This window comes from Solwaraspora sp. WMMA2056, assembly GCF_030345095.1.
GTDB lineage: Bacteria > Actinomycetota > Actinomycetes > Mycobacteriales > Micromonosporaceae > Micromonospora_E.
This window is the reverse complement of sequence record NZ_CP128360.1, coordinates 4311677-4334362: the sequence shown is the minus strand read 5'-3', so window position 1 is coordinate 4334362 and position 22686 is coordinate 4311677. Positions and strand designations below refer to the sequence as shown.

Sequence of the window (22686 nt, the reverse complement as noted above, 5' to 3'; positions counted from 1 at the left end):
GTGCCGACGCGCGGGGGCACCGACGACCGGCGGATCGCCATCATCGGCATGGCGTTGCGGCTACCGGGTGCGGACACGCCGCAGGCGTACTGGCGCAACATCCGAGACGGCGTGACCAGCATACGGCGGTTCAGCCCCACCGAGCTGGCCGATGCCGGGGTGCCGGCCGGACTGCGTGAGTCACCGGACTTCGTCGCCGTCAGCGGCGTGCTCGACGACATCGACTCGTTCGACGCGGAGTTCTTCGGGATGAGCGTGCAGGAGGCGCGCACCGTCGACCCACAGCACCGGCTGTTCCTGCAGACCTGCTACCACGCACTGGAGAACGGCGGGTACGCGGGCGCGCGACCCGACACGAGGGTGGGAATCTTCGCCGGGGTCGGATACCACCTGTATCCGCTGAACACCTACCTGCGCAACAACCTGCCGGACGCCCGCTGGGACGGTGACTTCGGCCCGGCGTTCCAGGTGGCGCTGGGCAATTTCAACGACTTCGCCGCCACCCGGGTCGCGTACCGCCTCGGCCTGACCGGTCCGGCGGTCACCGTACAGAGTGGTTGCTCGACGGCGCTGGTGGCGGTGCACCTGGCCGGACAGGCGTTGCTCGCCGGCGACGCCGACCTGGCCCTGGCCGGCGCCTCGGCGGTACACACCCCGCAGATCCTGGGCTACCGCCACGTCAAGGGCACCATCCTGTCGCGGTCCGGCCGGTGCCGGGCGTTCGACGCGTCGTCCGACGGCACCGTCGGTGGCAACGGGGTCGCGGCGGTGCTGCTCAAGCGGTACGACCGGGCGGTCGCCGACGGCGACACCATCCACGCGGTGATCCTGGGCGGCGGGGTCAACAACGACGGCGCCACGAAGACCAGCTACGCCGCGCCCAGCGCCGCCGGGCAACGCGACGCCATCCTACGCGCGTTCGACGTGGCCGGGGTCTCCCCCGACACGATCGGCTACCTGGAGGCCCACGGCACCGGCACCTACAAGGGTGACCCGATCGAGTTCGACGCCATGACCGCGGCCTACCGCCGGCACACCGACCGGACCGGCTACTGCGCGATCGGCTCAGCCAAACCGGCGATCGGCCACCTGGACGCCTGCGCCGGCCTGGCCGGCCTGATCAAGGCGGTGCTGGTGCTGCGGCACGGGACGATTCCGCCGCTGGTCGGGTTCGAACGCCCGAACCCGGCGCTGGATCTGGCGGCCAGCCCCTTCGTCATCCCGACCGAGGGGCGTGACTGGCCCGACCTGCCGGGGCCGCGCCGGGCGGGGGTGACCGCACTGGCGGTCGGTGGCACCAACGTCCACCTGATCCTGGAGGCACCACCACCGGCGGTCAGGGCGCTGCCGCCGACGACCAGTCCTGGCGACACGACGATTTCCGGCGGCACGGCACCGCCCGCCACGGCCGCACCGGTGGCGGTGCCGCTGTCGGCGCACCACCCGGACAGCCTGCGTACGCTCGCCCGCCGGATGCGCGAGCACCTGTCGGCCGACCCCGGACTCGAGTTGGCCGACCTGGCCGCCACCGTCGCGCTCGGCCGGCCGCACCTGCCGCACCGACTCGTCGTGACCGGCGCGACGACGTCGGCACTCGGGCAGGCGCTGGACGACTACCTCGCCGCGCCGCAGCGGCACCACCCGGCGCGGGTGGCGGCCGGGTCGGCACCCGGCCCGGTGGCCCCGGTACTGGTCTACGGCGGGCAGGGCACCTCGTACACCGGCATGGCAGGTCCGCTCTACCGGCGGTACCCGCAGGTGCGGGAGGTGCTCGACGCCTGCGAGGCGTACCAGCGCCGCACCGGTGGGCCGTCGGTGCTGACGCCACTGCTCGCCACCGCCACCGGCGTCGGCGACCGGATCTGGCCGGCCGACGTGGCGCAGCCGGCGCTGTTCGCGTACCAGGCCGCCCTGACCCGGCTCTGGCACACGCTCGGGGTGGTGCCACGGCTCGTCGCCGGCCACAGCATCGGCGAGTACGCCGCCCTGGCCGCGGCCGGTGCGCTGTCGGTCGAGGACGGTCTGCGGCTGACCGGGTTGCGCGGGCGGCTGATGCGCGAGCACACCGCGCCCGGCGGCATGGTCGCGGTCTTCGCCGGCCGCAGCGCGGTCGACGAACTGCTCGCCACCGACGGACGGCTCGACCTGGCCGCGACCAACGCGGCCGAGCAGCAGGTCGTCGCCGGGCCGGTCGCGGCGATCGACGCCGTGTGCACCCTGCTGGACCGCCTCGGGTGGCGCTGGCAGCGGCTCGCGGTCGACCGCGCCTTCCACTCGGCGCTGCTCGACCCGATCCTGCACCGGCTGGGTGAGGCGGTCGCGACGATCGGGTGGGCGCCCTTGCAGACACCGCTGGTCAGCAGCGTGGACGGCGCCGTCCTGCCGGTGGGGCACCGGCCGGATCCGGCGTACCTGGTGCGGCAGACCCGGCTGCCGGTCCGGTTCGACCTGGTCATGGCCGCGCTCGCCACCGCGACATCCGACGGGTCGGACCCTGGGTCACCGACCGGTGTGCCGGTACTGGAGGTCGGGCCGCATCCGAGTCTGGTCGGGTTGCTGCGCTGCGCCCTGCCCTGCTCGCCGGTACTCGCCGCGCAGCGCCGGGACGCGGAGCTCGATCAGCACCTCGACACCTGCGCCCGCCTGTACGCACACGGGGTCGACCTGGACTGGGAGACGCTGCTCGGCACCGGCCACCAACGCCGGATACCGCTGCCCGCCTATCCGTTCCAGCGACGAATCCACTGGACCGGACCGCCGCTGGCACGAACCGAACCTGGAGGGTCGATGGTCGACGACGACACCGCCCGCGACGCTGACACCACGATCACCGCCGAACCGACCGCGCCGGACCTCGATCCGGTGGTCGAGCGGGTACGCGAGATCAGCGCCCGGCACCTCGGCTGCGCGCCGGACGACATCGTCGTCGACCGCCCGTTCGTCGCGATGGGCGCCGACTCACTCGCCATGATCAACGCGCTGCGGGAGTTCGAGGGTGAGTTCGGTGTCCGGCTCGCCATGCGCGAGCTGTTCGAGGAGGCCGACACCGCCGCCAAGCTGTCCCGCCTGATCCTGTCCCGGCGGGCCCCGGTCGGGTCCGCACCGCCGGCGGCCGTACCGCCACCAGCAGCCGCACCGCCACTGCCGCCGGCAGCCGCACCGCCACCGGAACCGCCACCGGAACCGGAACCGGAACCGGCACCGGCACGGGCACCGCGACCGGCATCGTCGCTGGCGGCGGCACCCGGCGTCGACGTGCACGGGCCCAGGGTGGTCGTGGCGCACGACGCCGGTCAGGCCGGGTCGGCTGTCGACGACCGCGCCCAGGCACACCTCGACGACCTGCGGCAACGGTTCGTGGCAAAGACCCGGCGCTCCAAGGAGATCGCCCAGCGCTACCGTGGTGTGCTGGCCGACAGCCGGGCGGTGGTCGGCTTCCGCAGCGCCACGAAGGAGATGCTGTACCCGATCGCCGGCCAGCGCGCCAAGGGCGCGTGGCTGGAGGACGTGGACGGCAACCGGTACGTCGACATCACCATGGGCTTTGGGGTCCTGCTGTTCGGCCACGAGCCGGACTTCGTCGCCGACGCGGTCCGGGAACACCTGTCCCGGGGGATCCAGCTCGGACCCCGCAGCGTCGACACAGGTGAGGCCGCGCGGCTGTTGAGCGAGCTGACCGGGATGCCGCGCGTGGCCTTCGCCAACTCCGGCACCGAGGCCAACTCGGCCGCGATCCGACTCGCCAGGGCCGCCACCGGACGCGACACGATCGTCACGTTCCACGGGTCGTACCACGGGCATGCCGACAACGTGCTCGGCCGCTCGGTCGGGACCGGAGCGGACCGGACCACTGTCCCGGTCAGCACCGGCATCCCGGCCAGCGCCGTCGCGGACCTGGTCGTGCTCGACTACGGCGTACCGGAGAGCCTGCAGGTGATCGAGGCGCTCGGCGAACGGCTGGCCGCTGTCGTGGTCGAGCCGGTGCAGAGCCGGCACCCGTCGCTGCAGCCGGCGGAGTTCCTGCACCAACTCCGCGACATCACCCGGCGGTACGGCATCGTGCTGATGTTCGACGAGATGCTGACCGGGTTCCGACCTCATCCGCGTGGCGCCCAGGGACTGTTCGGCGTGACGCCGGATCTCGCCACGTACGGCAAGCTGCTCGGTGGTGGCTTCCCGATCGGGGCGATCGCCGGACGCGCCGACATCATGGACGGCGTCGACGGCGGCTTCTGGCGCTACGGCGACGACAGCCGACCACAGCGGGAGACCACCTTCTTCGGCGGCACCTACATCCAGCACCCGGTGTCCATGGCCGCCGCCCGCGCCGTGCTGACCAGGTTGACCGCGCACAGCCCACGACTGCAGCAGGAGCTCAACGCCCGGACGGACCGGCTCGTCGGCACCCTGAACTCCTTGTTCACCGAGGAGGAGTACCCGCTGCGGCTCGGCCACGTCGGCTCGCAGTTCCGCTTCGAACACCACGCCGACCTCGAGCTTCTCTACCACCACCTGCTACTCAAGGGCGTGTACGTCTGGGAGTGGCGCAACTTCTTCCTCTCCACCGCGCACACCGACGACGACGTCGACACGGTGATCGAGGCCGTGCGCGACTCGCTGCGTCAGATGCGCGCCGACGGGCTGCTCCCCCGCCCACCCGGTGCCGCCGTAACCGCGCCGAACTCCAACGGCACCCCCCGACGCGAACCGACGGTACGAACCGAGCCGACAGCGGGTGTCGCACCGGCGGGCGGCCCGGGACCGGCGAGCGGTGCGGCGCGCCGGGCACCGGACTTCAGCGTGTACTTCTTCGGGGACTATCCGCCGGGCTCGGGGCCCGCCGACCCGTACGAACTGATCGTCGACACGGCGCGCTTCGCCGACCAGCACGGATTCCACGCGCTGTGGATACCCGAGCGTCACTTCCACTCCTTCGGTGGGGTCTTCCCCAACCCGGTGGTGCTGGCCGCCGCGCTGGCCCGCGAGACGAGTCGGATCCGGTTGCACGCCGGATCGGTGGTCCTGCCGCTGCACGATCCGATCCGGGTCGCCGAGGAATGGTCCATGGTCGACCGGCTGTCCGGTGGCCGGGTCGGCATCGGCTGCGCGCCCGGCTGGCACGCCGGGGACTTCGTGCTCGCGCCCGAACACTTCGGCACCCACCGCGACGTGATGTACCGCCACCTCGACCAGGTACGCCGGCTGTGGCGCGGGGAGGCCGTCGAACGCCGCAGCGGCACCGGCGAACCGGTCGAGATCCGCACCCTGCCCCGCCCCGTACAGGCGACGCCGCCGATGTTCGTCGCCGTGGTCGGCAACCCGGAGTCGTACGAGCGGGCCGCCGAACACGACCTGGGCGTCGTCACCAACCTGATGAGCCAGTCGGTGGAGCAGTTGGCCGACAACGTCCGGCGCTACCGGCGGACCCGCGCCGCGCACGGGCTCGACCCGGACGGCGGGCGGGTGGTCGTCCTCGTGCACACCTACCTCGGTGCGGACTCGGCCGAGGCGCGGGCCGAGGCGTTCGCGCCGTTGCAGGCGTACCTGCGGTCGTCGTTGTCGCTGTTCGGGCAGCTGACCAACAGCCTCGGATTCCAGGTGGACCTCGACAACACCGACGCCGACGACCTGGACTACGTCTTCCGGCGCGCCTACGACCGGTACTGCGAGGCGCGGGCGCTGATCGGGTCGCCGGACGACGGTGCCCGGCTGATCGAGGCGCTGACCGCCGCCGGGGTCGACGAGGTGGCCGCGCTGGTCGACTTCGGGGCCTCCCCCGAACAGGTACGGGCGGGTCTGCCGTACCTGGACCGGCTCCGCGCCCGCTACCAGACCCCGGCCGGCCAGCCGGCGGCCGGTACCGTCGCGGCCGCTCCTGGTGTTCTCCCGGACCGGTCCGGGCCGGTGTCACGCGGGCAGGCACGGATGTGGTTCCTCGAACGGCTGCATCCCGGCCAGGGCACCTACAACGAGCCGATCGCCGTACGGCTCGACGGGCCGCTGGACGTGTCGGCGCTGCGGGTCGCGCTGGACCAGTTGGTGGCCCGGCATCCGGCGCTGCGTACCGTGTTCCCGGAACGCGACGGCGAACCGGTCCAGGTGGTGCGCGGCCGCAGCACGGTGGAACTCACCGTCGAGGAACGCACCGGCCACGACGAGGACGAGGCCGTGCGCCAGGTGCTGGCCGACGAGGTCCGCCGGGTGTTCGACCTCGCCCGTGGTCCGCTGCTGGTTACCCGGCTGCTGCGCTGGTCGCCCGAGCGGCACGTGCTCGTGCTGTCGCTGCACCACATCGTGATCGACGCGGCCTCGGTGGCAGTGCTGGCCCGGGACCTGTCCACCGTCTACCGGGCCGCGCTCGACGGCCGGCCCGCCGAACTGCCGGAGCTCACCGTCGACTGTCTGGGCCTGGCCCGTCGGGAAGCGGACGCCGACGGCGGTCAACGCGACGAGCAGGCCGGTCTGGACTACTGGCGGGAGCGGCTGGCCGGAGAGCTGCCGGTGCTGGACCTGCCGACCGACCGGCCGCGCCCGCCGGTACGGTCCGGCGCCGGCGCGTCGGTCCGCCGCCGGCTCGACCCGCAGCTGTCCGGGCTGTTGAGTCGGCTCAGTGGCGCGCACCGGAGCACCCTGTTCATGACGATGCTCGCCGGGTACGCGGCCACCCTGCGCCGGTTCACCCGCGACGACCAGGTAGTCGTGGGGACACCGGTGTCGGTCCGGCCCGGCGGCGCCGAAGACGTGGTCGGGTTCTTCCTCAACACGGTCGCCCTGCGGCTCGACCTGTCCGGCGACCCGACCTTCACCGATCTGCTCACGCAGGTTCGCGACACCGCCCTGGACGCGTACGGCCACGCCCACGTACCGTTCGACGCCGTCGTCGGCGCGGTAGGCCCGGACCGTGACCCCAGCCGGACCCCGATCTTCCAGACCATCGTGGAGTTCGACAACGGCGGTGACCCGCTCCCGCTCGACCTGCCCCGGGTGACGGCCCGCACGCTGGCGCACCGGGCCGAACGGGCGGTCACCGACCTGGCCCTGTACGTCACCAGGCACCCCGACGGGATCGACTGCCGGCTGGAGTACAGCACCGACCTGTTCGTGGCGGACAGCGCCGAACGGCTGCTGTCGTACCTGGTCGCGATCCTGGCCGCCGCCGTCGATCGGCCCGATACGCCGATCTCGGCGCTGGTCGGTGTCCTCGACACCGACCGGTACACGCTGGCCCGTCGGGGTGCCGGACGGCAGCGTGAGCTGCCGCCCGGTGGTGTGCACGACGCGGTGCGGCAGTGGGCGGTCCACACCCCGCAGGCAGTCGCGGTGATCGGTGGCGGCACCGTGCTGACCTACCGGCAGCTCGACGAGCAGGCCACCGTGCTGGCGCACCGGCTGGCCCGGCACGGCACCGCCGTGGGCGACATCGTGGCGCTGTGGCTGCCCCGGTCGCCGGAGTTCATCGTGGCCGCTCTGGCGGTGCTGCGGACCGGTGCCGCGTACCTGCCGCTGGATCCGTCCCTCGACGGCCGGCAGGTGCGGTTCATGGTCTCGGACAGCGCGGCCCGGGTGGTGCTGGCCACCGGAGCTGACGCGGCACCGGACCTGCCCGAGGGGGTGCACCTGCTGCGGGTCGACGATCCCGGCGACGATCCCGGCGGCGGGTACGGCAGCGGGCACGGCGGCCCTGGCCGCGCCGCGGACGATCCGGACCCGGCCTGCTACGTCATGTACACCTCCGGCTCGACCGGTCGGCCCAAGGGCGTGGTGATCACCCACCGCGGCGTGGCGAACCTGTGCCAGTGGTACCGGGACGAGCTGGCGCTGACCCCCGACGACCGTGGCGCCGTGGTGTGCGGGCAGAGCTTCGACGCCTCGATGCTGGAGATCTGGCCGATGCTGCAGGTCGGCGCGAGCCTGACCATCGCCGACGACGCCGTACGGCTGGACTCGATGGCGCTGGCACGCTGGCTGCGTACCGCCGGAGTGAGCGTCGCGATGCTGCCCACTCCGATCGGGGAAGGCCTGCTCTCGCTGCCCGTCGCGGCCCAGCCCCGGCTGCGCCACCTCACCGTCGGCGGCCAGCAGCTGCGGGTACGCCCACAGCCCGGGGTGCCGTACGTCGTGCGCAACGTGTACGGACCGACCGAGACGACCGTCATCGCCACCTCCGAGGTGGTGGCGGCGGCGTCGACCGGGTCCGACGGACCGATCCCGATCGGCCGGCCGCTGGACAACGTCCGCGTCGAGGTCCGCGACGAAGGGGGCGGCCTGGCCCCGGTCGGTGCCGTCGGGGAGCTGTTCATCGGCGGTGCCGGGGTGGGTCGCGGCTATCTGAACCGACCTGAGCTGACCGCGCAGCGGTTCGTCGACGACCCGGCCGGCGGACCCGGTTCCCGCTGCTACCGCACCGGGGACCTGGTGCGATGGACCGCCGACGGCGCGCTGGTGTTCCTCGGACGTACCGACGACCAGGTCAAGATCCGGGGCAACCGGGTCGAACCGGGCGAGACGTCGGCGGTGCTGCGCGGGCTGGACCTGGTGGCCGACGGTGTCGTGGTGGCCCGGCGGGACCGGCGCGACGAGGCGTACCTGGCCGGATACGTCGTACCCGCGCCGGGCGTGGCCCACGACGGTCTGGCCGACCGGCTCGTCGCCGCACTGTCCCGCCACCTGCCCGACGTGCTGATTCCCCGGGTATGGGCGGTGCTGCCCGCGTTGCCGCAGACCGGCAACAACAAGGTCGACCACGCCGGGCTGCCGGAACCCACGATCCGCACCGGCATGCCCGCGCCGCTGGCACCACAGCCGGCACCACCGCCGGCGGCCCCGCCGGCCGGCGCGCTGGCCGGCGTGCACGAACCGACCGGTGCCACGCTGGCCGACACGGTGCGGGCACTGTGGGCCGCCGAACTCGACCAGGATCCGCGCCGCATCGACCACGACGTGTCCTTCTTCGCCCTCGGCGGACATTCGATCAACGCGATGCGCCTGCTCAACCGGGTACGCGAGGCCACGGCGGTGGACTATCCGGCGTTGGAGTTCTTCCGCGCGCCGACCATCGCCGCGATGGTCGGCCGGCTGCGCGGCACCGTCACGGCCGCGCCGCCGGGCCCCGTACGAGCCGCCGTCGACGACGCACCCGGCCACCGGGTACGGGGCGCGCTGTGACCTTCGACGAGTTGCTGGAGCACCTCGCCGTGCACGACGTGCGGCTCACCGGCACCGGCGACGTCCTGCACTACGACGCTCCGGCCGCCGCGTCGGGTCCGGAGCTGGTCGCTGCGCTGCGGTCGTACAAAGGAGAACTGTTGCGCTGGCTGACCGCACCGGCCGACGAACGCGAGGTGACGCGGGCGCCGCTGTCGGCCCAGCAGGAGCGGGTGATGGAGGTCGCCGCGCGCAGCGCGCACCCCGCCAGCTGGAACGTCGGGCTGCGGATGGAACTGGTCGGTGAACTCGATGTCGCCGCACTCGACGCCGCACTCGACGGCCTCGTCGCCCGGCACCACGCTCTGCGCGCCCGGCTGGCCTGCGACGGCGGTGCCTGGACCCAACGGATCCTCGCCCACCGGTCGGTCCCGCTGCCCATCGTGGAGCTGACCGCGCTGGCGCCGGACGCGGCGCGGCGCCGGGCCGAGGTGGTCTGCCAGGAGCTGGTGGCGACGGCGTTCACGCCGGCGCACGATGCACCGGTACGGTACGCCCTGATCCGGCTCGCGCCGGGCGAGTCCTGGCTGGTCCTGGTCCTGCATCACGTCGCCTGCGACGGCCGGGCGGTCACCGTGCTGCTGCGTGAACTGGCCGTCGGGTACCGCACCGCCCGCGACCACGGCTCGCCGGACTTCGGCCCACCCGCCGCCACCCAGTGCACCGACTACGCGCGCTGGCAGCAGGGTCAGTGGGACGAGTCGACCCGGCGTCGACGGCTCGCCTACTGGGCGGAGCACCTCGGCGACGGACCACTGGCGCTGGAACTGCCGTTCGACCGACCCGCACCGCGACAGCCGAGTGGGCAGGCCGCCACCTGCCGGTTCGAGATCCCCCGGCCGGTACGGTCCGCCGTCGAGACGCTCGCCCGCGACCGGGGCGTCACGGTGACCGCGGTGACCGCTGCGGCGTTGGCACTGCTGTTCGCCCGGCTCAGCGGGCAGCCCGACGTCACCCTGTCGATGCCGTACGCCAACCGGTCGCCACAGGCGTACGAGGACACCGTCACGGTGCTGGCGACGGCGTTGCCGGTGCGGATCCGTACGGGCGCCGCCGCGACGTTCGCGCAGCTGGTCGGTCAGGCCGCCGACGGCCTGTTCGCCGGCATCGACAACCTGCTGCCCACGGCCTGGATTTACCAGCAGCTGGCCACGGCGGGCAGGGACGCGGCACCGGCCGGGATGACGGTGAGCTTCGCCTTCCAGAGCACGTTCGACACCCGGATCGACCTGCCGGACCTGACCGTCCAGGTGCACGAGGTACCGGCCGGGGTCGGCCGGACGGCGCTGATCATCGCCCTGGTGCCCGGCCCGGACGGGATCGACGGTTATCTGGAGTACCCGGTGGACCGGATCGCCGACGGCACCGCCCGCCGCTGGATGGCCGGGTACGTCGACCTGCTCGCCACGGCGTGCGGCGGCGCGCACCATCCGCTCGCCGACCTGAGGGGGTCGCTGGTGTGAAGATCATCGCCTTGTCCTGCACCCAGAAGCGGCTCCCGTCGCTGACCGACGCACTGCTCGAAGCCGCGGTCACCGGCGTCGTCCAGGAGGTGAGCGACGCGCGGATCCAGCGCATCCGGTTGATCGACCACCGCATCGCCATGTGCGAGGGCGAGGACACCTGCCTGGATCCCGAGGTGGGTCGGTGCACTCTCGACGACGACTTCGAGCAGGTCGTGAAGCTCGCCGAGGGTGCGCAGGCGATGCTGCTCGCCATGCCGGTGTACGCGGGGAACGTGCCTGCGGTCCTGAAGATCTTCCAGGAGCGGTTGAAGAGCTTCATGAACGCCGGGCAGCGCCCGTTCGGCAACCTGCTGGTGGGGACGATCGTGCACTCGCGCACGATGCTGACCGAGCCGGCGCTGGGCTCGTTGTTCCCGTGGTATCTCCGGCTGCGCAACAGAAACGTGGCGTCGGCGTGCTTCACCCAGAACGAGCATCAGGATCTGGCCCGTACCGCGGCGGTCGACCTGTGTGTTGCGGTGGGTCGGCAGGTCGGCATGACGCTCGACGTCAGCAGGTCGCCGGCTGCCGACCGCACCGCACTGCCGGTGGTTCAGGCACCGGTCCGGCCCCGGTGCGGCGGCTCGGCGGGATCGTCGGCGTGACCCGGGTGTACCGGCGACTCCGCCCGCCAGGTGCATCCGTCGCCTGCCTGTTCACACGACACCGTCACCTCCGGTTCCACGTAGCGGGCGGCGATCGCGGTGTTGAGCTGCTGGCAGTACGGGCACGGTGACGAGAACGTCAGGACGACGCCGGCACGGGCGGCCCGTTTGCGGTAGCGCAGAATCCCGCAGTCGGCGTTGCGCAGAACGGTGCCCGAGGGCGCGGGCTCAGTTACCACCGCCGAGTCGTACAGCAGCAACTGACGCTGCAGCCGGTCCATGAAGTGATCGGTGGTGGACACCCCGGCGGGCCGTTGCGCCCGCAGCAGGTCCGCGGTGATGCGGGAGTTCGCCTGAATCCAGGCGGCGAGCCCGTCGTCACCGTACGCCGCCAGGATGAACTCCTCAGCGGCGGCCTGGGCCTCGAAGAACCGCTGGCGCCACAGGTCGACCTTCTCCGCCGGGTCGAGAGGGGACGGTACACCGGTCATGGTCGGTCCTCCCCGTCGGTGGCACCGTCCAGCTCGGCGAAGACCTCCTGGGCGACGCGCAGACCGTTGTTCGCGACCGGCCAGCCACCGTAGTAGGCGAGCTGAATGATGACTTCGACGATCTTCTCCCGCGTCATCCCGAGGTGCAGCGCGGCGCCGATGTGGCCGCGCAGTTCCCAGTCGGTCCGGGCCAGGGTGACCGCGGTCAGCGCGACCAGCTCGCGTTCCTCGACGCTGAGGTGCGGACGGGTCCAGATCTCGCCGAACAGGTGGTCGACGGTGATCTGCAGAAACTCCGGGTAGGAGCCCGGGCGCGGTTCGCGGCCGAATACCTGATGGAACATGGCCTCGCCCCGCTCATGTCGGGCGGACGGCTGGTTCATCGATCAGCTCCTCGGTGTTGGCCCGGACGACGTCGGACCAGCTGCACCCAGCCGGCACCGGCGGTCGCCGCTGTCCGGTCACAGGATGATGCTGAGCTTGCCGTGGTCGTACAACGTTTCGTGGTCGAGCTCCACGACCCGTCGGCGGATCCGGAGGGACTCCCCCTCGACGACGAGTGCGGACCGGTACTTCCCGACGTAGGCGTCCGAGCGCCCGTGCCCGAACCGGTACACGACGAGGTTCGCCGTCACGTCGAGATGGCTGCCCCGGTCGGTCAGGATCTCCACGTTGCTGATCATCCGGTTCGTGCGGGACCGGGGATTCTCGCACCACACCTCACCGTTGAGGAGTTGTTCGATCCGCTGGCGCAGCCGGGCGGCGTCGTCGTCGACGAGCGCGAGCGCGTCGACCGGTCCACCCCGTACGTCGGTGGCCGGCACGCGGTAGCGGACGTCGTCGGTGAGCATCTCGTCGTACCACTCACGCAGGCGCCACTCGTCGAGCAGCCGCGCCTCGCGGAAGAGAAACTGGCTCACCCGGTGCCACAACCTCAGCTGGACCGTGTCGTCGACCGTCAGCTCGGTGGTCACTGTGGCCACTCCCCTTGCGTCTCGGCCGGGTGAGCGATCTCGAGGTGCCCGGCGTCGCCGTGCATCAGCCGGTCCCACTGCCGCCAGAACTCGCGGGCGGGTAACTCGTCGGTCGTCTCCGGGACCGCCTTGTTCATGCCCCGGGACAGGTCCGAGTAGCGGACCGTACGGTTGAGGTAGCCTCGCTGGCACGATTCGATGATCTCGATGTCGTCAGGGGTGGCGAAGCCGGCAGGGCCGAGGAACGTCAGGTAGTGGCTCTTGCGGAGCTCCCTGATCTCCGGATCCTCGTCCTTCGGGGCCAGGGCGACCGAGGTGATGGCCATTCGGCCGGCACCGACCGGGTCGATCTTGCGGATCGTGATGGCGATCGCGTCGATGATCATCAGGTTGGGAAAGATCAACACCGCCCGGTTGGTGCTGGTGATCCGTTCGGCGCGTTGGGCCCCGAACCGATCGACGAACCGGGCGGCCGTCGCCTCGATCCGTGGCCGGACCTCGGGACTGAACATCGGCGTCCAGTACGCGAGCGGGCGGGCCGCCGCCGGCGGCAGTTCGTTGGCGCCATGCCCCAGGCCGAGGGCTCGGCCGAAACCGCCTCGTCGTCGTGGTGGCACCGACCCCAGCGACTCCATGTAGCCGACGTACCGCTTGTGCAGGGCCCGGAAATGGTAGATGTCGACGCTGTTCTCCATCATGAGCTTCCAGTTGGCCCGCGCCCCGTGCAGCTGCGCGCCCTGAATCACCTCCATTCCGACCTCGGACTGGTCGTCAAGAAGATCGAGGTACTCGGCCGCACCCGCCAGATATTCGGTCAAGGTGAGCGGCTGCCGCTGATCGAAGGTGACGAACACGAAACCGCGGTAGCTGTCACTGCGATGCAGGGCCAGGCCGAAGTCCGCTTTGCGGAAACCCGGCCCGTACCCGTCCGGGATCGGGACCCCGACCAGGTCGCCCCGGTTGGAAAACGTCCAGTCGTGGTACGGACACCGGAACGATCTGGCCTGCCCGGACGGCTGCGAACAGATCAGCGCCCCCCGGTGGGGGCAGCTGTTGGCGAACACCCGGATCACTCCGTCGGAACCGCGCGCCATCACCACCGGACGCCCGCCGACGTCGCGGGCCACATAGCAACCCGGCGCGGGCACCTCCGATTCATGGCCGACATACAGCCAACAGCGGTCGAAGATCATGGCCGTTTCGCGCGCGGCCAGATCGTCATCGGTGTAGGCGCGGCGATCCACCCGGAACGACATGCGCTCGCGGTCGTCGACGACGATCGGGTCGATCACCGCCCGCTGCAGCTCGATCGTCACTGCTCCGCCCTCCGCCGTAGCGCCTCGACCGTGCCGGCCACCAGCTCCGCCGTGCGTACCGCGGAATCGCCACACTGCGGCTGCGCGGCGCGCAGCCGGGCCCGGTAGTGCCGGGCGGGATCGAGCAGATCGCCGACCGCGTCCGCGACCGCGCGGGCGGTGACGTCGGCCGGCCCCAGCGCCGTTCCGAAGCCCGCGCTGGTCACGAAGTGCGCCTGGATCGGCTGATCCACCGCCAGCGGGATCACCAGCATCGGTGTCGCCGCCCGGATCGACTCCGCCACGGAGTTGTACCCACCGTGGGTGATGAACACGTCGGCGCGCTCAAGCACCTCACGTTGCGGCAGGTACGGGGCGGTGAGCACGTCGTCGGGCAACGCGAGCTCCGCGGCCAGGTCCCCGACGGCGGCGATCACCTGCGCACCGGTCGCCGCCGCCCCGGTGATCACCGTGCGCAGCAGGTCCGGCCGCCGGTAGAAGATCGTGCCGAAGGAGACGTAGACCACCGGACGGTCCGGGTCGAGCCGGTCCAGCCCCGCGAGGGCGACCTCGTCGCCACGGATCCCCGCCGCCCCGGGCAGCCCGACCAGTTGCACCCCGTCGTCGGTGACCGCGTCGTCCCCGACGAGCGCGGGGATCGTCGGCATCAGGTTGAGAATCGGCGACCGCGCCGAATGGGTCCGGGTCGACCACGCCACCCCGTGCCGGGTCAGATAGTCGCCGACCTGCTCGTCGTACGGCCAGCGAGCTCGTCGGTGCTCGCGCGGGCACACCCCGCCCAGGTTTGCCCAGATCATCCCGTACGGCACGCCGGAGCGCCGCGCACCGACCATGGCCGAGGCGGTCACCGGCAGCGAATCGAGGAGTACGAAGTCCGGGTCGGTCGTCTTGATCGCGTCAGCCGTCTGATCGGCTACCGGCGACGCCTGCAGCATCGGACCGATCTTCGCCGGATCGCCGCTCCAGGGTGCCATCTCGACCTGCCCGATCAGGTGGGCCTGCGTCGTGCCGACAGCGCGGCGACGCTGCTGGTCGAGCTCGCCACCGTCTGCGGACAACAGCAGCAGCGTCACCTCACCGCCGGCAGCTCGTAGCGCATTGACCACCGGAACATAGGGGTTCAGGTGACCATGCTGAGTCGTGGTGACAAGGGCGACGCGCATCAAGTCTCCGATTCGACGGGGGCGACGAGGTGCTACATGATCAGCTTCACAGCAGCCTGCCGGGATGAACAATCGATGTCAATGCCTGGGAAGAATCGACCACCACTACTTTGCCGCAGGCGGTTCGACCATCCGGAAAGGTTGCCATTTGGCCGTTTCAGGCGAGTCGGAGTAGTTGGAGTGGCCGGTCTGGTTTTCCACTCAACTGGGGGCGTAACTGCGACTCGACCTCAATTCTGGCCGTCCGACAAGGACCGGTTCCGGTGCCGCCGAGCCCGGCCGGGAAGGCTAGCCTGCTGGTCATGCGGACACCGGACGACCGGCTCGAACTGGCCGCCGACCCGACCCGGCCCACCGGGCGTACGCTGCTCGCCGGCGGGGTCGACCAGTCGTACGTGGATGTCGCCGACCCCACGTACCTGCACTTCGAGTACGTCCGTCGGATGGCCGCCGTGGCCGACCTCGCCGCGCCCGCCGGCACCCGGCTGGACGTGCTGCACCTCGGCGGCGGCGCGCTGACGCTGCCCCGCTACCTCGCCGCGACCCGACCGGAATCGACGCAGGTCGTGGTGGAACGGGATCCGGCGGTGGTCGCCCTGGTGGACCGGGACCTGCCACCCCGACCCGCCGGCGTCGAGGTCCACGTGGCCGACGCACGAGCGGCGGTCACCGCCGCGCCCGCCGACGCCTACGACCTGGTACTCGCCGACATCTACCAGGCAGCGCGGATGCCACCGCACGTCGCAACGGTCGGTTTCGCCGCCGAGGTGGCCCGGGTGCTCCGACAGGACGGAATCTACCTGGTCAATGTCACCGACCTGCCGCCGCTTGTCGGCACCCGGGTACAGGTGGCCACCCTGCGGACGGTCTTCGCCGACGTCTGCGTCGTCGCCGACCGGCGGATGCTGCGCGGTCGGCGGTACGGCAACGTGGTGCTCGCCGCGACGCGGCGCCCGGACCGGCTGCCGGTGGCGCTCCTGGCCACCCGGACGTCACGGGACCCCGTACCGGGCCGTGTCCTGCACGGGCCGGCGCTGGACCGGTTCGTCGCCGGTGCCCGGCCCCGCGCCGACGACCCGCAGCGGTGAGCGTGGTCAGGACAGCAGCGCGGGGCCGTACTTCGACACCACGGCCAGGATCAGCACCAGCATCCAGATCGTCACCACGATGACGTCCAGGTCGGCGTCGACGAACTGCCGGGCCGAGCGGTGCGGGCGCGGCGGCAGGAAGAGATTGCCGTCGCGGATGTTGACGTGGGTCAGGGTGGCGAACACCAGGGTGGTGGAGACGGTCACCAGCAGGCACCATGGGCAGAGCGCGCCGATGACGAACATCGACTGGTAGAACAGCCAGTAGGCGAAGATCACTCCCAGGGTGTATACGACCTGCGCCGCGAACATGAACCACCGGGGGAACCGGACCCCACCCAGCGCGGCGACCGCGATGGTGATCACCACCGGCTCCGCGACCAGCCCGAGGAATGCGTTCGGGAAGCCGAACAGCTGCGCCTGCCAGGAGCCGCCCACCGTGCCGCAGCTCAACACCGCGTTGATGTTGCAGGTGAGGTTCGCGGCCGGGTCGGCGGCCAGGCGTACCGCGTCGACCGACAGCACGAACGAGGCGAGCAGGCTCAGGCACGCCGAGAACAGCATCGTGCCGTAGATCCAGCCGTTGGAGTGCCGTACCGCACGCAGCCGGGTCAGCGGCGCGGTCACTGCGGCCCCGCCGCGGCCGCGGTGAGCGCCCGGGTCAGCGTGCCGGCGGTGTACAGATCGCCGGTGAACGTCGTGCCGTCGATGCGCACGGTCGGGGTGCCGGAGATGCCGCTGGCGAACGCCTGTTCGGTGGCCGCGGCGGTCCAGGACACGAACCGTCGGTCGTCGAAGGTGGCCACGACCGCCGCCGGCACGCCGACGTCCCGGGCCAGTGCGGCGATGGCGTCGTCGGACAGTCCTTCGGTGCCCTCGGCGGGCTGCTGCTCGAACAGCGCCTGGTGGAACGCGAGCAGTTGCTCGGGTGCCCGGTCCGCGACGGTCGCCACCGCGTTCGCGGCCCGGGTGGAGTATTCGCTGCCGGCGGAGGCCTCGTCCAGAAACGACAGCGGGTACAGCTGCAGGCGGACGGTGCCCTGAGCGACCAGCCGGGCGACGTCGTCTCCGTTGGCCCGTTCGAAACGACCGCAGAAGGGACACATGTAGTCGAGGAACACCTCGAGTTCCACCGGGGCCGCCGGGTCCCCGATGGTGAGCGAACCGGCTGCGGTGGCCGACGACGGCCGCTGCGCCGCATCCGCATCCGTCGCGACGCCGCCGGGCTTTCGGCCCATCGCGTCGACGACCGTCACCGCGATCGCCACGACCAGCGCGGCGATCACCACACCGCCGACCGCGTACGCCCACCGCCGCCTGCGACCGCGCTGCGCGGCGATAGCGGCCTGCGCCTCGCGCAGTGCGCGCGCCCTGTCCCGGCTCTGCTTGCCCACTGTCGTACTCCCGTGGTCGCCACCCGACGGCGCGCGGCGGCTCGGGGCCGAGGCCACCGTGCTGACCCTGTCGGGCCCACTCTCCGCCATCCCCACGCCGGCCGCCGCCGGCGAAGGTCACTACCCGGCCGGGCCATTGGTCCTACGACCGGGCTGCACCATGAGCGGCGCAGCCGTGACGGGCCGGTGCCCCCGGCACCGGCCCGACGCGACGGTGGGACAGCTCAGGTTGGCGGGAGTCAGCTTCCGGTGCAGGTGGCGGTGGCGCCGCTACCGTTTCCGGCGCCCTGGAAGCCGAAACTGGTGCTGTGACCGGCGGCCAGCCGACCGTTGTAGCTCTGGTTCGTGACAGTGACCGTGCCGCTGGTACCGCTGGCGACGCCGTTCCACATCGAACTGACCGACGCGCCACCTGGCAGGTTGAGCGTGACCCGCCAACTGGTGAGCGGGGTGCTGGCAGCGGTCACGGTGACGGTCGCGACGAACCCGCTGTTCCACTGGTCCTGCACCGTGTAGGCGGCGGTGCAGGCCGGTGTCCCGCCGGGTGGCGGGGTCGTCGGCGGCGGAGTGGTCGGTGGTGGGGTGGTCGGTGGTGGGGTGGTCGGCGGTGGGGTGGTCGGCGGTGGGTCACCGTCGAGTGTCAGGTTCTTCTGCTGCACGCTCCACTGGCTGCGGCACAGCCCGCAGTCCACGCCGACGAAGTTGGCACCGGCGGCGGTGTCGCCCTTCAACCGCCACTTGAGGTAGAGCACCGCCACCCGACCGAACTCGCCGCCATTGGGCTGGTCGTAGGTGCCACCGTGCCCCACGTTCAGGTTGCCCATGAAGGCGGGCAGCCCGGCCGGCAGTTTTCCCCAGTCGTCGACGGCGTTCGGGTACGCGATGTCGCTGGGACCGCCGATGAAATAGGCGATCGGCTTGGTCAGTCTTCTGAGCTGGTAGTCGTCGGCGTCGTTCAACAGTCCACTGCTGAAGATGCCGGTCGTGGTGACACGCGGGTCGTTCGAGACGGCGTAGGCCTCCAGCCCGCCGCAGGAGAAGCCGGCCACGGCGACCTTGGTCGTATCGAGCCTGTCGTAGTACTTGCTGCCCGGTCGGGAGTTCTCCGCGACGGCCCAGTCGATGGACCGGGTGAGCATCTGCGACGTGGTGGAGCCGGATCCGTTCGGCGCGCCGTTGGCGATGGCGAGGAAGCCGTGGGAGGCGATTTCGCGGAGGAAGTTGCCCTGCGACAGGCCGTTGGCTGAGCAGCCGCCGTTGCCCCAGGCGAGGATCGGGAGGCGCTCGGCCGGCAGGGTCTGCGGTCGGAAGATGGTGTGGTTGGGCAGGCTGGCCGCGGTCTCGTAGTCGGCGGGATAGGGACCGGAGCCACCGATCGCGGCGCTTGCCGGTGGCGCGCCGAGCGCCACGACCACTGCGGTGGCCGGGACGAGGGCGGCGGCCAGCCCGGCACCGATCATCGATCTTCTTCGCATGTGCCTCTCCAGCGGGTGTCGCGACGGGCGCGTGGACCGCCCGGCCGCGGTCCCCACAGCGCTCCGAGGGGAGCTGTGCAGTTACTATCACCGTCGCAACGAAAAGTGTCAATGGATTGTCTGCCCTGACCGGCCACGGCCGCCGTCAACCTGGCGAAGGCGGGGCGGCCCGGGCGCCACCGGTCGGTTCGGGGTGTGCGGGATCATGCGACGCCGTGAAGTGGGTGATCCACGCGGCGGCGTCCGGCCAGTACGGTGTCGCCACCTCGACGAGGCGGGCCTGCGCGAGCGCACCGAGCGCACAGTGGATGTCCAGGAATATCTTCCTGGCCTGCTGCCGAGGCCAGGGCTGTGGTAGCAGGTGGGCCGGCAGATCCGGATCGGTGTCCGGGAACCACCGCCAGGAATCCATGGCCGAGGTCCGGGCCACCAGCGCTGCCGCGGCGTCCACCGCCCCGTTGCGCACCGCGGTCCGCAGCGGCGCGTACCGCGCGATGAAGCGTGAGTACGCGGCGGAGAGTCCGGCCAGGTCGTAGGCGCTGGCCGGGCCGTGCGGGCCGGCCTCCTCGTCGAACCGGACATGCATGACCGACCACCGGGCACCGGCCACGTGGTGCAGCAGTTCGTCCAGCACCTGCCGCACCGGCGCCGCGTCGGTTCCCGGCCGGATCCAGGCGCTGTCGTACAGACCCACGAAGCGCAGCGCGCCCAACGATCGGCGGACCGCGTGTCGCACGGCCTGCCCGGAACTCGGGATCGAGTACGACACCAGCAACCACTCACCGGTCCACCGCGGTGGCTGGGCACCGAAGTTCAGGAAGTGCCGCATCCGCTGGCGGTGCCGGGCGATCGCGACTGGCGTGAGGTGGTAGACCGGCGGCCGGCCGCGCCCCCGGGTCGCGATCAGACCGCGCTTGACCAGGCGGGACAGCGCCGCCCGGGCGCTTGGCTCACTGACCGCGAACTCGCCCAGGATCGCAATGACCGCCGTCGACGGCAGGCCGGCGTCCGCCGAGTCGAGATACTCACCGAGCAGGGTCGCCAGTAGATGCTGTGGGCTGGAGCCGACCTGTGCACGGGGAATTCGAATGTCGTCGGTGGGTTCCTCGGCGTTCACCTCACCAGACTGCACCGGTCGGGCACCGCCCCGCCGGCCGCCGTGGTCGGTCAGACCCGTCGTTCGTAGACGACGACCGGGACACCGCCCGGGTCGACGACCACCGACCGCCGCTCGTGCGGGCCCGGCACGGGCTCCCCGACCGACGCGCCGGACGCGGCCAGTTCGGCGACGCAGCTGTCGAGGTCGTCGACTTCGACGCTGAGCAGGGTGCGGCCGGCGACGGGCTGCTGTGATCCGTCGGCCAGGCCGATGGTCACCGTCCCGTCGGTGAGCGCGACGTACCGGTCGCCGTCGCGGAACCGCACCGTCAGTCCGAGCCGGGTGTAGAAGTCGACCTGGGCGGCCAGGTCTGCGGCCGGAACGATCACGTGGCCGATCCTCATCGCCGGAACCTCGGCATGACCTCGCGGGCGAACCGTTCGACGATCTCAACGGACCGCTCGATCGGCAGCCCGAGCCACTGGGCGCGGAAGACGAAGTGGTTGAAGCCGGCGGCGGCGAAGTCGGAAATCTTCGCGGCGATGTCGTCGGGCGAGCCGAAGAAGAGCGCCTTCTCCTTGATCGCCTCCCACTGGGACTCGAAGAAGTCCATGCCGTACTGGACGTACTCGCCGTAGGACCGGCGGACCGCGTCGCCGGCGATCGCGTGCGCGGCGTCGGCCGAGTCCGCGACGCACAGGTCCCGGTGGATCGGGAACACCGCGTCCTGCTCGCTGAAGCCGGCCGCCGTACGCAGCTGCCGGTATTCGGTCAGGTTTCCCACGGCCCAGTTGCGGCGCACGTTGGACGGGGCGAGCCACGGCAGGCCCTGACGGGCGATCCGGGCGATGCCGGTCGGTCCGTTGGCGCCGACCCAGACCGGCGGGTGCGGCCGCTGCCGCGGCAGTACGCTGCACCGCACCCCGTCCAGGGTGAAGTGCCGCCCCTCGTGGTGGACGGGCTCACCGGTCCACAACCGCTGCATCACCGCCAGCGCCTCGTTCATCCGCGACACCCGGGTACGCCGGTCGACGCCGAACGAGGCGAACTCGGCGTCGCGGTAGCCGGAGCCGATGCCCAGGACGAACCGGCCGCCGGACATCTGGTCGATCGTGGCGATCTCCTCGGCCCAGTGCACCGGATGCCCGAGCGGCAGGATGAGGATGCCGGTGCCGATCTGCATGTTGCCGGAGTGCTCGACGAGCCGGCTCAGCAGCGGCATCGGCTGCGGTGTGGCCAGTGACGACAGATAGTGGTGGATACCGAACACCGAGTCGTAGCCGAGGTCGCGGATGTGCTGGACGTACTCGACCGTCTCACCGGTCCGCCGCTGCAGGTCGTCGCCGAGCTCGTACTGGTGGTCGAGAAGGATGCCGAACTTCACGACCGCGCCCTACTTCTCGCGCGACCGGGTGTCGCTGAGCCGGAAGTACGGTGCGACCAGCCGGTCCCGGTCGGCCAGCGCCCGGCCGATGCCCTTCTCCCGGCGCTCCTTGAGGAAGTTCCAGTCCCCGTCGTCGAAACTGACGTTGGTCGCCCAGCCGTGCCCGACCCAGCCGGTCATCGCGCCGAGGCCCTTGCCCCGGGCCTCCATGACCAGTTGCATCATCGACTTGCCCATCATCAGCGAGTCCAGTGGCATGACAGCGATCGCGTCGGCGTAGTCGTCGACCCAGCGCTGTAGTTCGTCACGCTCGACCACCTTGGTGACCAGGCCCTTGCGCTCGCCCTCCTCGGCGCCGATGGCCCGCATGGTCAGCATGACGTCCTTCATCGTGGTCAGACCGACCTTCTCGATCCAGTGGTACATGTCCTGCGGGGCGGGACCGAGGTAGCGGAACGCCGGATGGGTGAACCGGGCGTCGGGGCTGGCGATGACGATGTCGGCCGACAGCGCGATCTGGAAGTGGCCGCCGTAGCAGTACCCCTGCACCTGGCAGATGGTCGCCTTGAGCGACTCGATGATCGGGCGGGTGAATCCGGAGCTGAGCACGTTGCGGTCGGGCAGGATGCGTTGCCGCTGCGCCGGCCGCCGCCGCGACGACTTGTCGGTGCCGGTCCGGTAGCCGATGTAGTGCCCGAGCTCGGCGGCGTCGGCGCCGGTGCCGAAGTGTTCGCCTTCGCCCTTGAACACGATGACCTTGACCCGGTCGTCGGTCTCGGCCTCGCGCACCAGGTCGCCGACGCGCTCGAAGGCGGCCACCGGAATGGCGTTGAGCCGCTCGGGACGGTCGAAGGTGATGGTCGCGACCGACCGCTGCTCGTCGACGTCGTACCGGACGTACTTCGCCAGGACCTCGGGATCGACCTCCATGTTCTCGACGTCCCACTGGTGTTCCAGAAGTTCAGCTTCGGTCTTCTTCACGACGGTT

At 71.4% G+C, this 22686-nt stretch carries 16 protein-coding genes; 4 read left to right on the top strand and 12 right to left on the bottom strand.

The window, feature by feature from the left end; all coding sequences use genetic code 11:
* The 3 genes from O7608_RS19595 to O7608_RS19585 are packed head-to-tail and all read left to right on the top strand — an operon-like array spanning position 1 to position 11314.
* Entirely contained in the window at positions 1 to 9165 is a 9165-nt protein-coding gene (locus O7608_RS19595) for a non-ribosomal peptide synthetase/type I polyketide synthase (protein WP_289205981.1), read from the top strand.
* A complete protein-coding gene (locus O7608_RS19590; protein WP_289205980.1) occupies positions 9162 to 10667 on the top strand; it encodes a condensation domain-containing protein in 1506 nt (501 codons plus the stop codon). The genes O7608_RS19595 and O7608_RS19590 overlap by 4 nt, the downstream gene beginning before the upstream one ends.
* Positions 10664 to 11314 carry a flavodoxin family protein gene (locus O7608_RS19585; RefSeq protein ID WP_289205979.1) on the top strand — a complete coding sequence of 217 codons (651 nt, stop codon included), beginning with the start codon at positions 10664 to 10666 and terminating at the stop codon, positions 11312 to 11314. Before O7608_RS19590 ends, O7608_RS19585 begins: the two co-directional genes overlap by 4 nt.
* Here the strand turns inward: O7608_RS19585 and O7608_RS19580 are convergent.
* From O7608_RS19580 to O7608_RS19560, 5 genes are all read right to left on the bottom strand, one after another.
* A complete protein-coding gene (locus O7608_RS19580) occupies positions 11263 to 11805 on the bottom strand; it encodes a hypothetical protein (RefSeq protein ID WP_289205978.1) in 543 nt (180 codons plus the stop codon). The genes O7608_RS19585 and O7608_RS19580 overlap by 52 nt on opposite strands.
* The gene (locus O7608_RS19575; RefSeq protein WP_289205977.1) at positions 11802 to 12188 is read right to left on the bottom strand and encodes a carboxymuconolactone decarboxylase family protein; all 387 of its coding nucleotides are present in this window, start codon (positions 12186 to 12188) and stop codon (positions 11802 to 11804) included. Before O7608_RS19575 ends, O7608_RS19580 begins: the two co-directional genes overlap by 4 nt.
* Positions 12189 to 12266: 78 nt before the next feature.
* Positions 12267 to 12779 carry an aromatic-ring-hydroxylating dioxygenase subunit beta gene (locus O7608_RS19570; RefSeq protein ID WP_289205976.1) on the bottom strand — a complete coding sequence of 171 codons (513 nt, stop codon included), beginning with the start codon at positions 12777 to 12779 and terminating at the stop codon, positions 12267 to 12269.
* Positions 12776 to 14095, bottom strand: coding sequence for an aromatic ring-hydroxylating oxygenase subunit alpha (locus O7608_RS19565; RefSeq protein WP_289205975.1), 1320 nt, complete (start codon positions 14093 to 14095; stop codon positions 12776 to 12778). Before O7608_RS19565 ends, O7608_RS19570 begins: the two co-directional genes overlap by 4 nt.
* Entirely contained in the window at positions 14092 to 15258 is a 1167-nt protein-coding gene (locus tag O7608_RS19560; protein ID WP_289205974.1) for a glycosyltransferase, read from the bottom strand. Before O7608_RS19560 ends, O7608_RS19565 begins: the two co-directional genes overlap by 4 nt.
* A gap of 302 nt (positions 15259 to 15560) precedes the next feature.
* On the opposite strand from O7608_RS19560, the gene O7608_RS19555 reads away from it, so the two are divergent.
* Positions 15561 to 16346, top strand: a complete 786-nt coding sequence (locus O7608_RS19555) for a spermidine synthase (RefSeq protein ID WP_289205973.1) — start codon at positions 15561 to 15563, stop codon at positions 16344 to 16346.
* A 6-nt stretch (positions 16347 to 16352) separates the two neighbouring features.
* On the opposite strand, the gene O7608_RS19550 is transcribed toward O7608_RS19555, so the two are convergent.
* The 7 genes from O7608_RS19550 to O7608_RS19520 all read right to left on the bottom strand — a co-directional run bounded on the left by O7608_RS19550 (position 16353) and on the right by O7608_RS19520 (position 22679).
* Positions 16353 to 16973, bottom strand: a complete 621-nt coding sequence (locus tag O7608_RS19550) for a vitamin K epoxide reductase family protein (RefSeq protein ID WP_289205972.1) — start codon at positions 16971 to 16973, stop codon at positions 16353 to 16355.
* Complete coding sequence (locus O7608_RS19545) at positions 16970 to 17740, bottom strand: DsbA family protein (protein WP_289205971.1); 771 nt, start codon at positions 17738 to 17740, stop codon at positions 16970 to 16972. The genes O7608_RS19550 and O7608_RS19545 overlap by 4 nt, the downstream gene beginning before the upstream one ends.
* Before the next feature lie 239 nt (positions 17741 to 17979).
* Positions 17980 to 19215 (bottom strand): cellulose binding domain-containing protein, encoded by a 1236-nt coding sequence (locus tag O7608_RS19540; RefSeq protein ID WP_289205970.1) that lies wholly within the window; start codon positions 19213 to 19215, stop codon positions 17980 to 17982.
* A 145-nt stretch (positions 19216 to 19360) separates the two neighbouring features.
* The gene (locus tag O7608_RS19535; protein WP_289205969.1) at positions 19361 to 20332 is read right to left on the bottom strand and encodes a PaaX family transcriptional regulator; all 972 of its coding nucleotides are present in this window, start codon (positions 20330 to 20332) and stop codon (positions 19361 to 19363) included.
* Positions 20333 to 20382: 50 nt separating this feature from the next.
* Positions 20383 to 20718, bottom strand: coding sequence for a VOC family protein (locus tag O7608_RS19530; protein WP_289205968.1), 336 nt, complete (start codon positions 20716 to 20718; stop codon positions 20383 to 20385).
* Positions 20715 to 21698 (bottom strand): LLM class flavin-dependent oxidoreductase, encoded by a 984-nt coding sequence (locus tag O7608_RS19525; RefSeq protein ID WP_289205967.1) that lies wholly within the window; start codon positions 21696 to 21698, stop codon positions 20715 to 20717. Before O7608_RS19525 ends, O7608_RS19530 begins: the two co-directional genes overlap by 4 nt.
* A 9-nt stretch (positions 21699 to 21707) precedes the next feature.
* The gene (locus O7608_RS19520; protein WP_289205966.1) at positions 21708 to 22679 is read right to left on the bottom strand and encodes an enoyl-CoA hydratase/isomerase family protein; all 972 of its coding nucleotides are present in this window, start codon (positions 22677 to 22679) and stop codon (positions 21708 to 21710) included.
* Between the last annotated feature and the right edge of the window lie 7 nt (positions 22680 to 22686).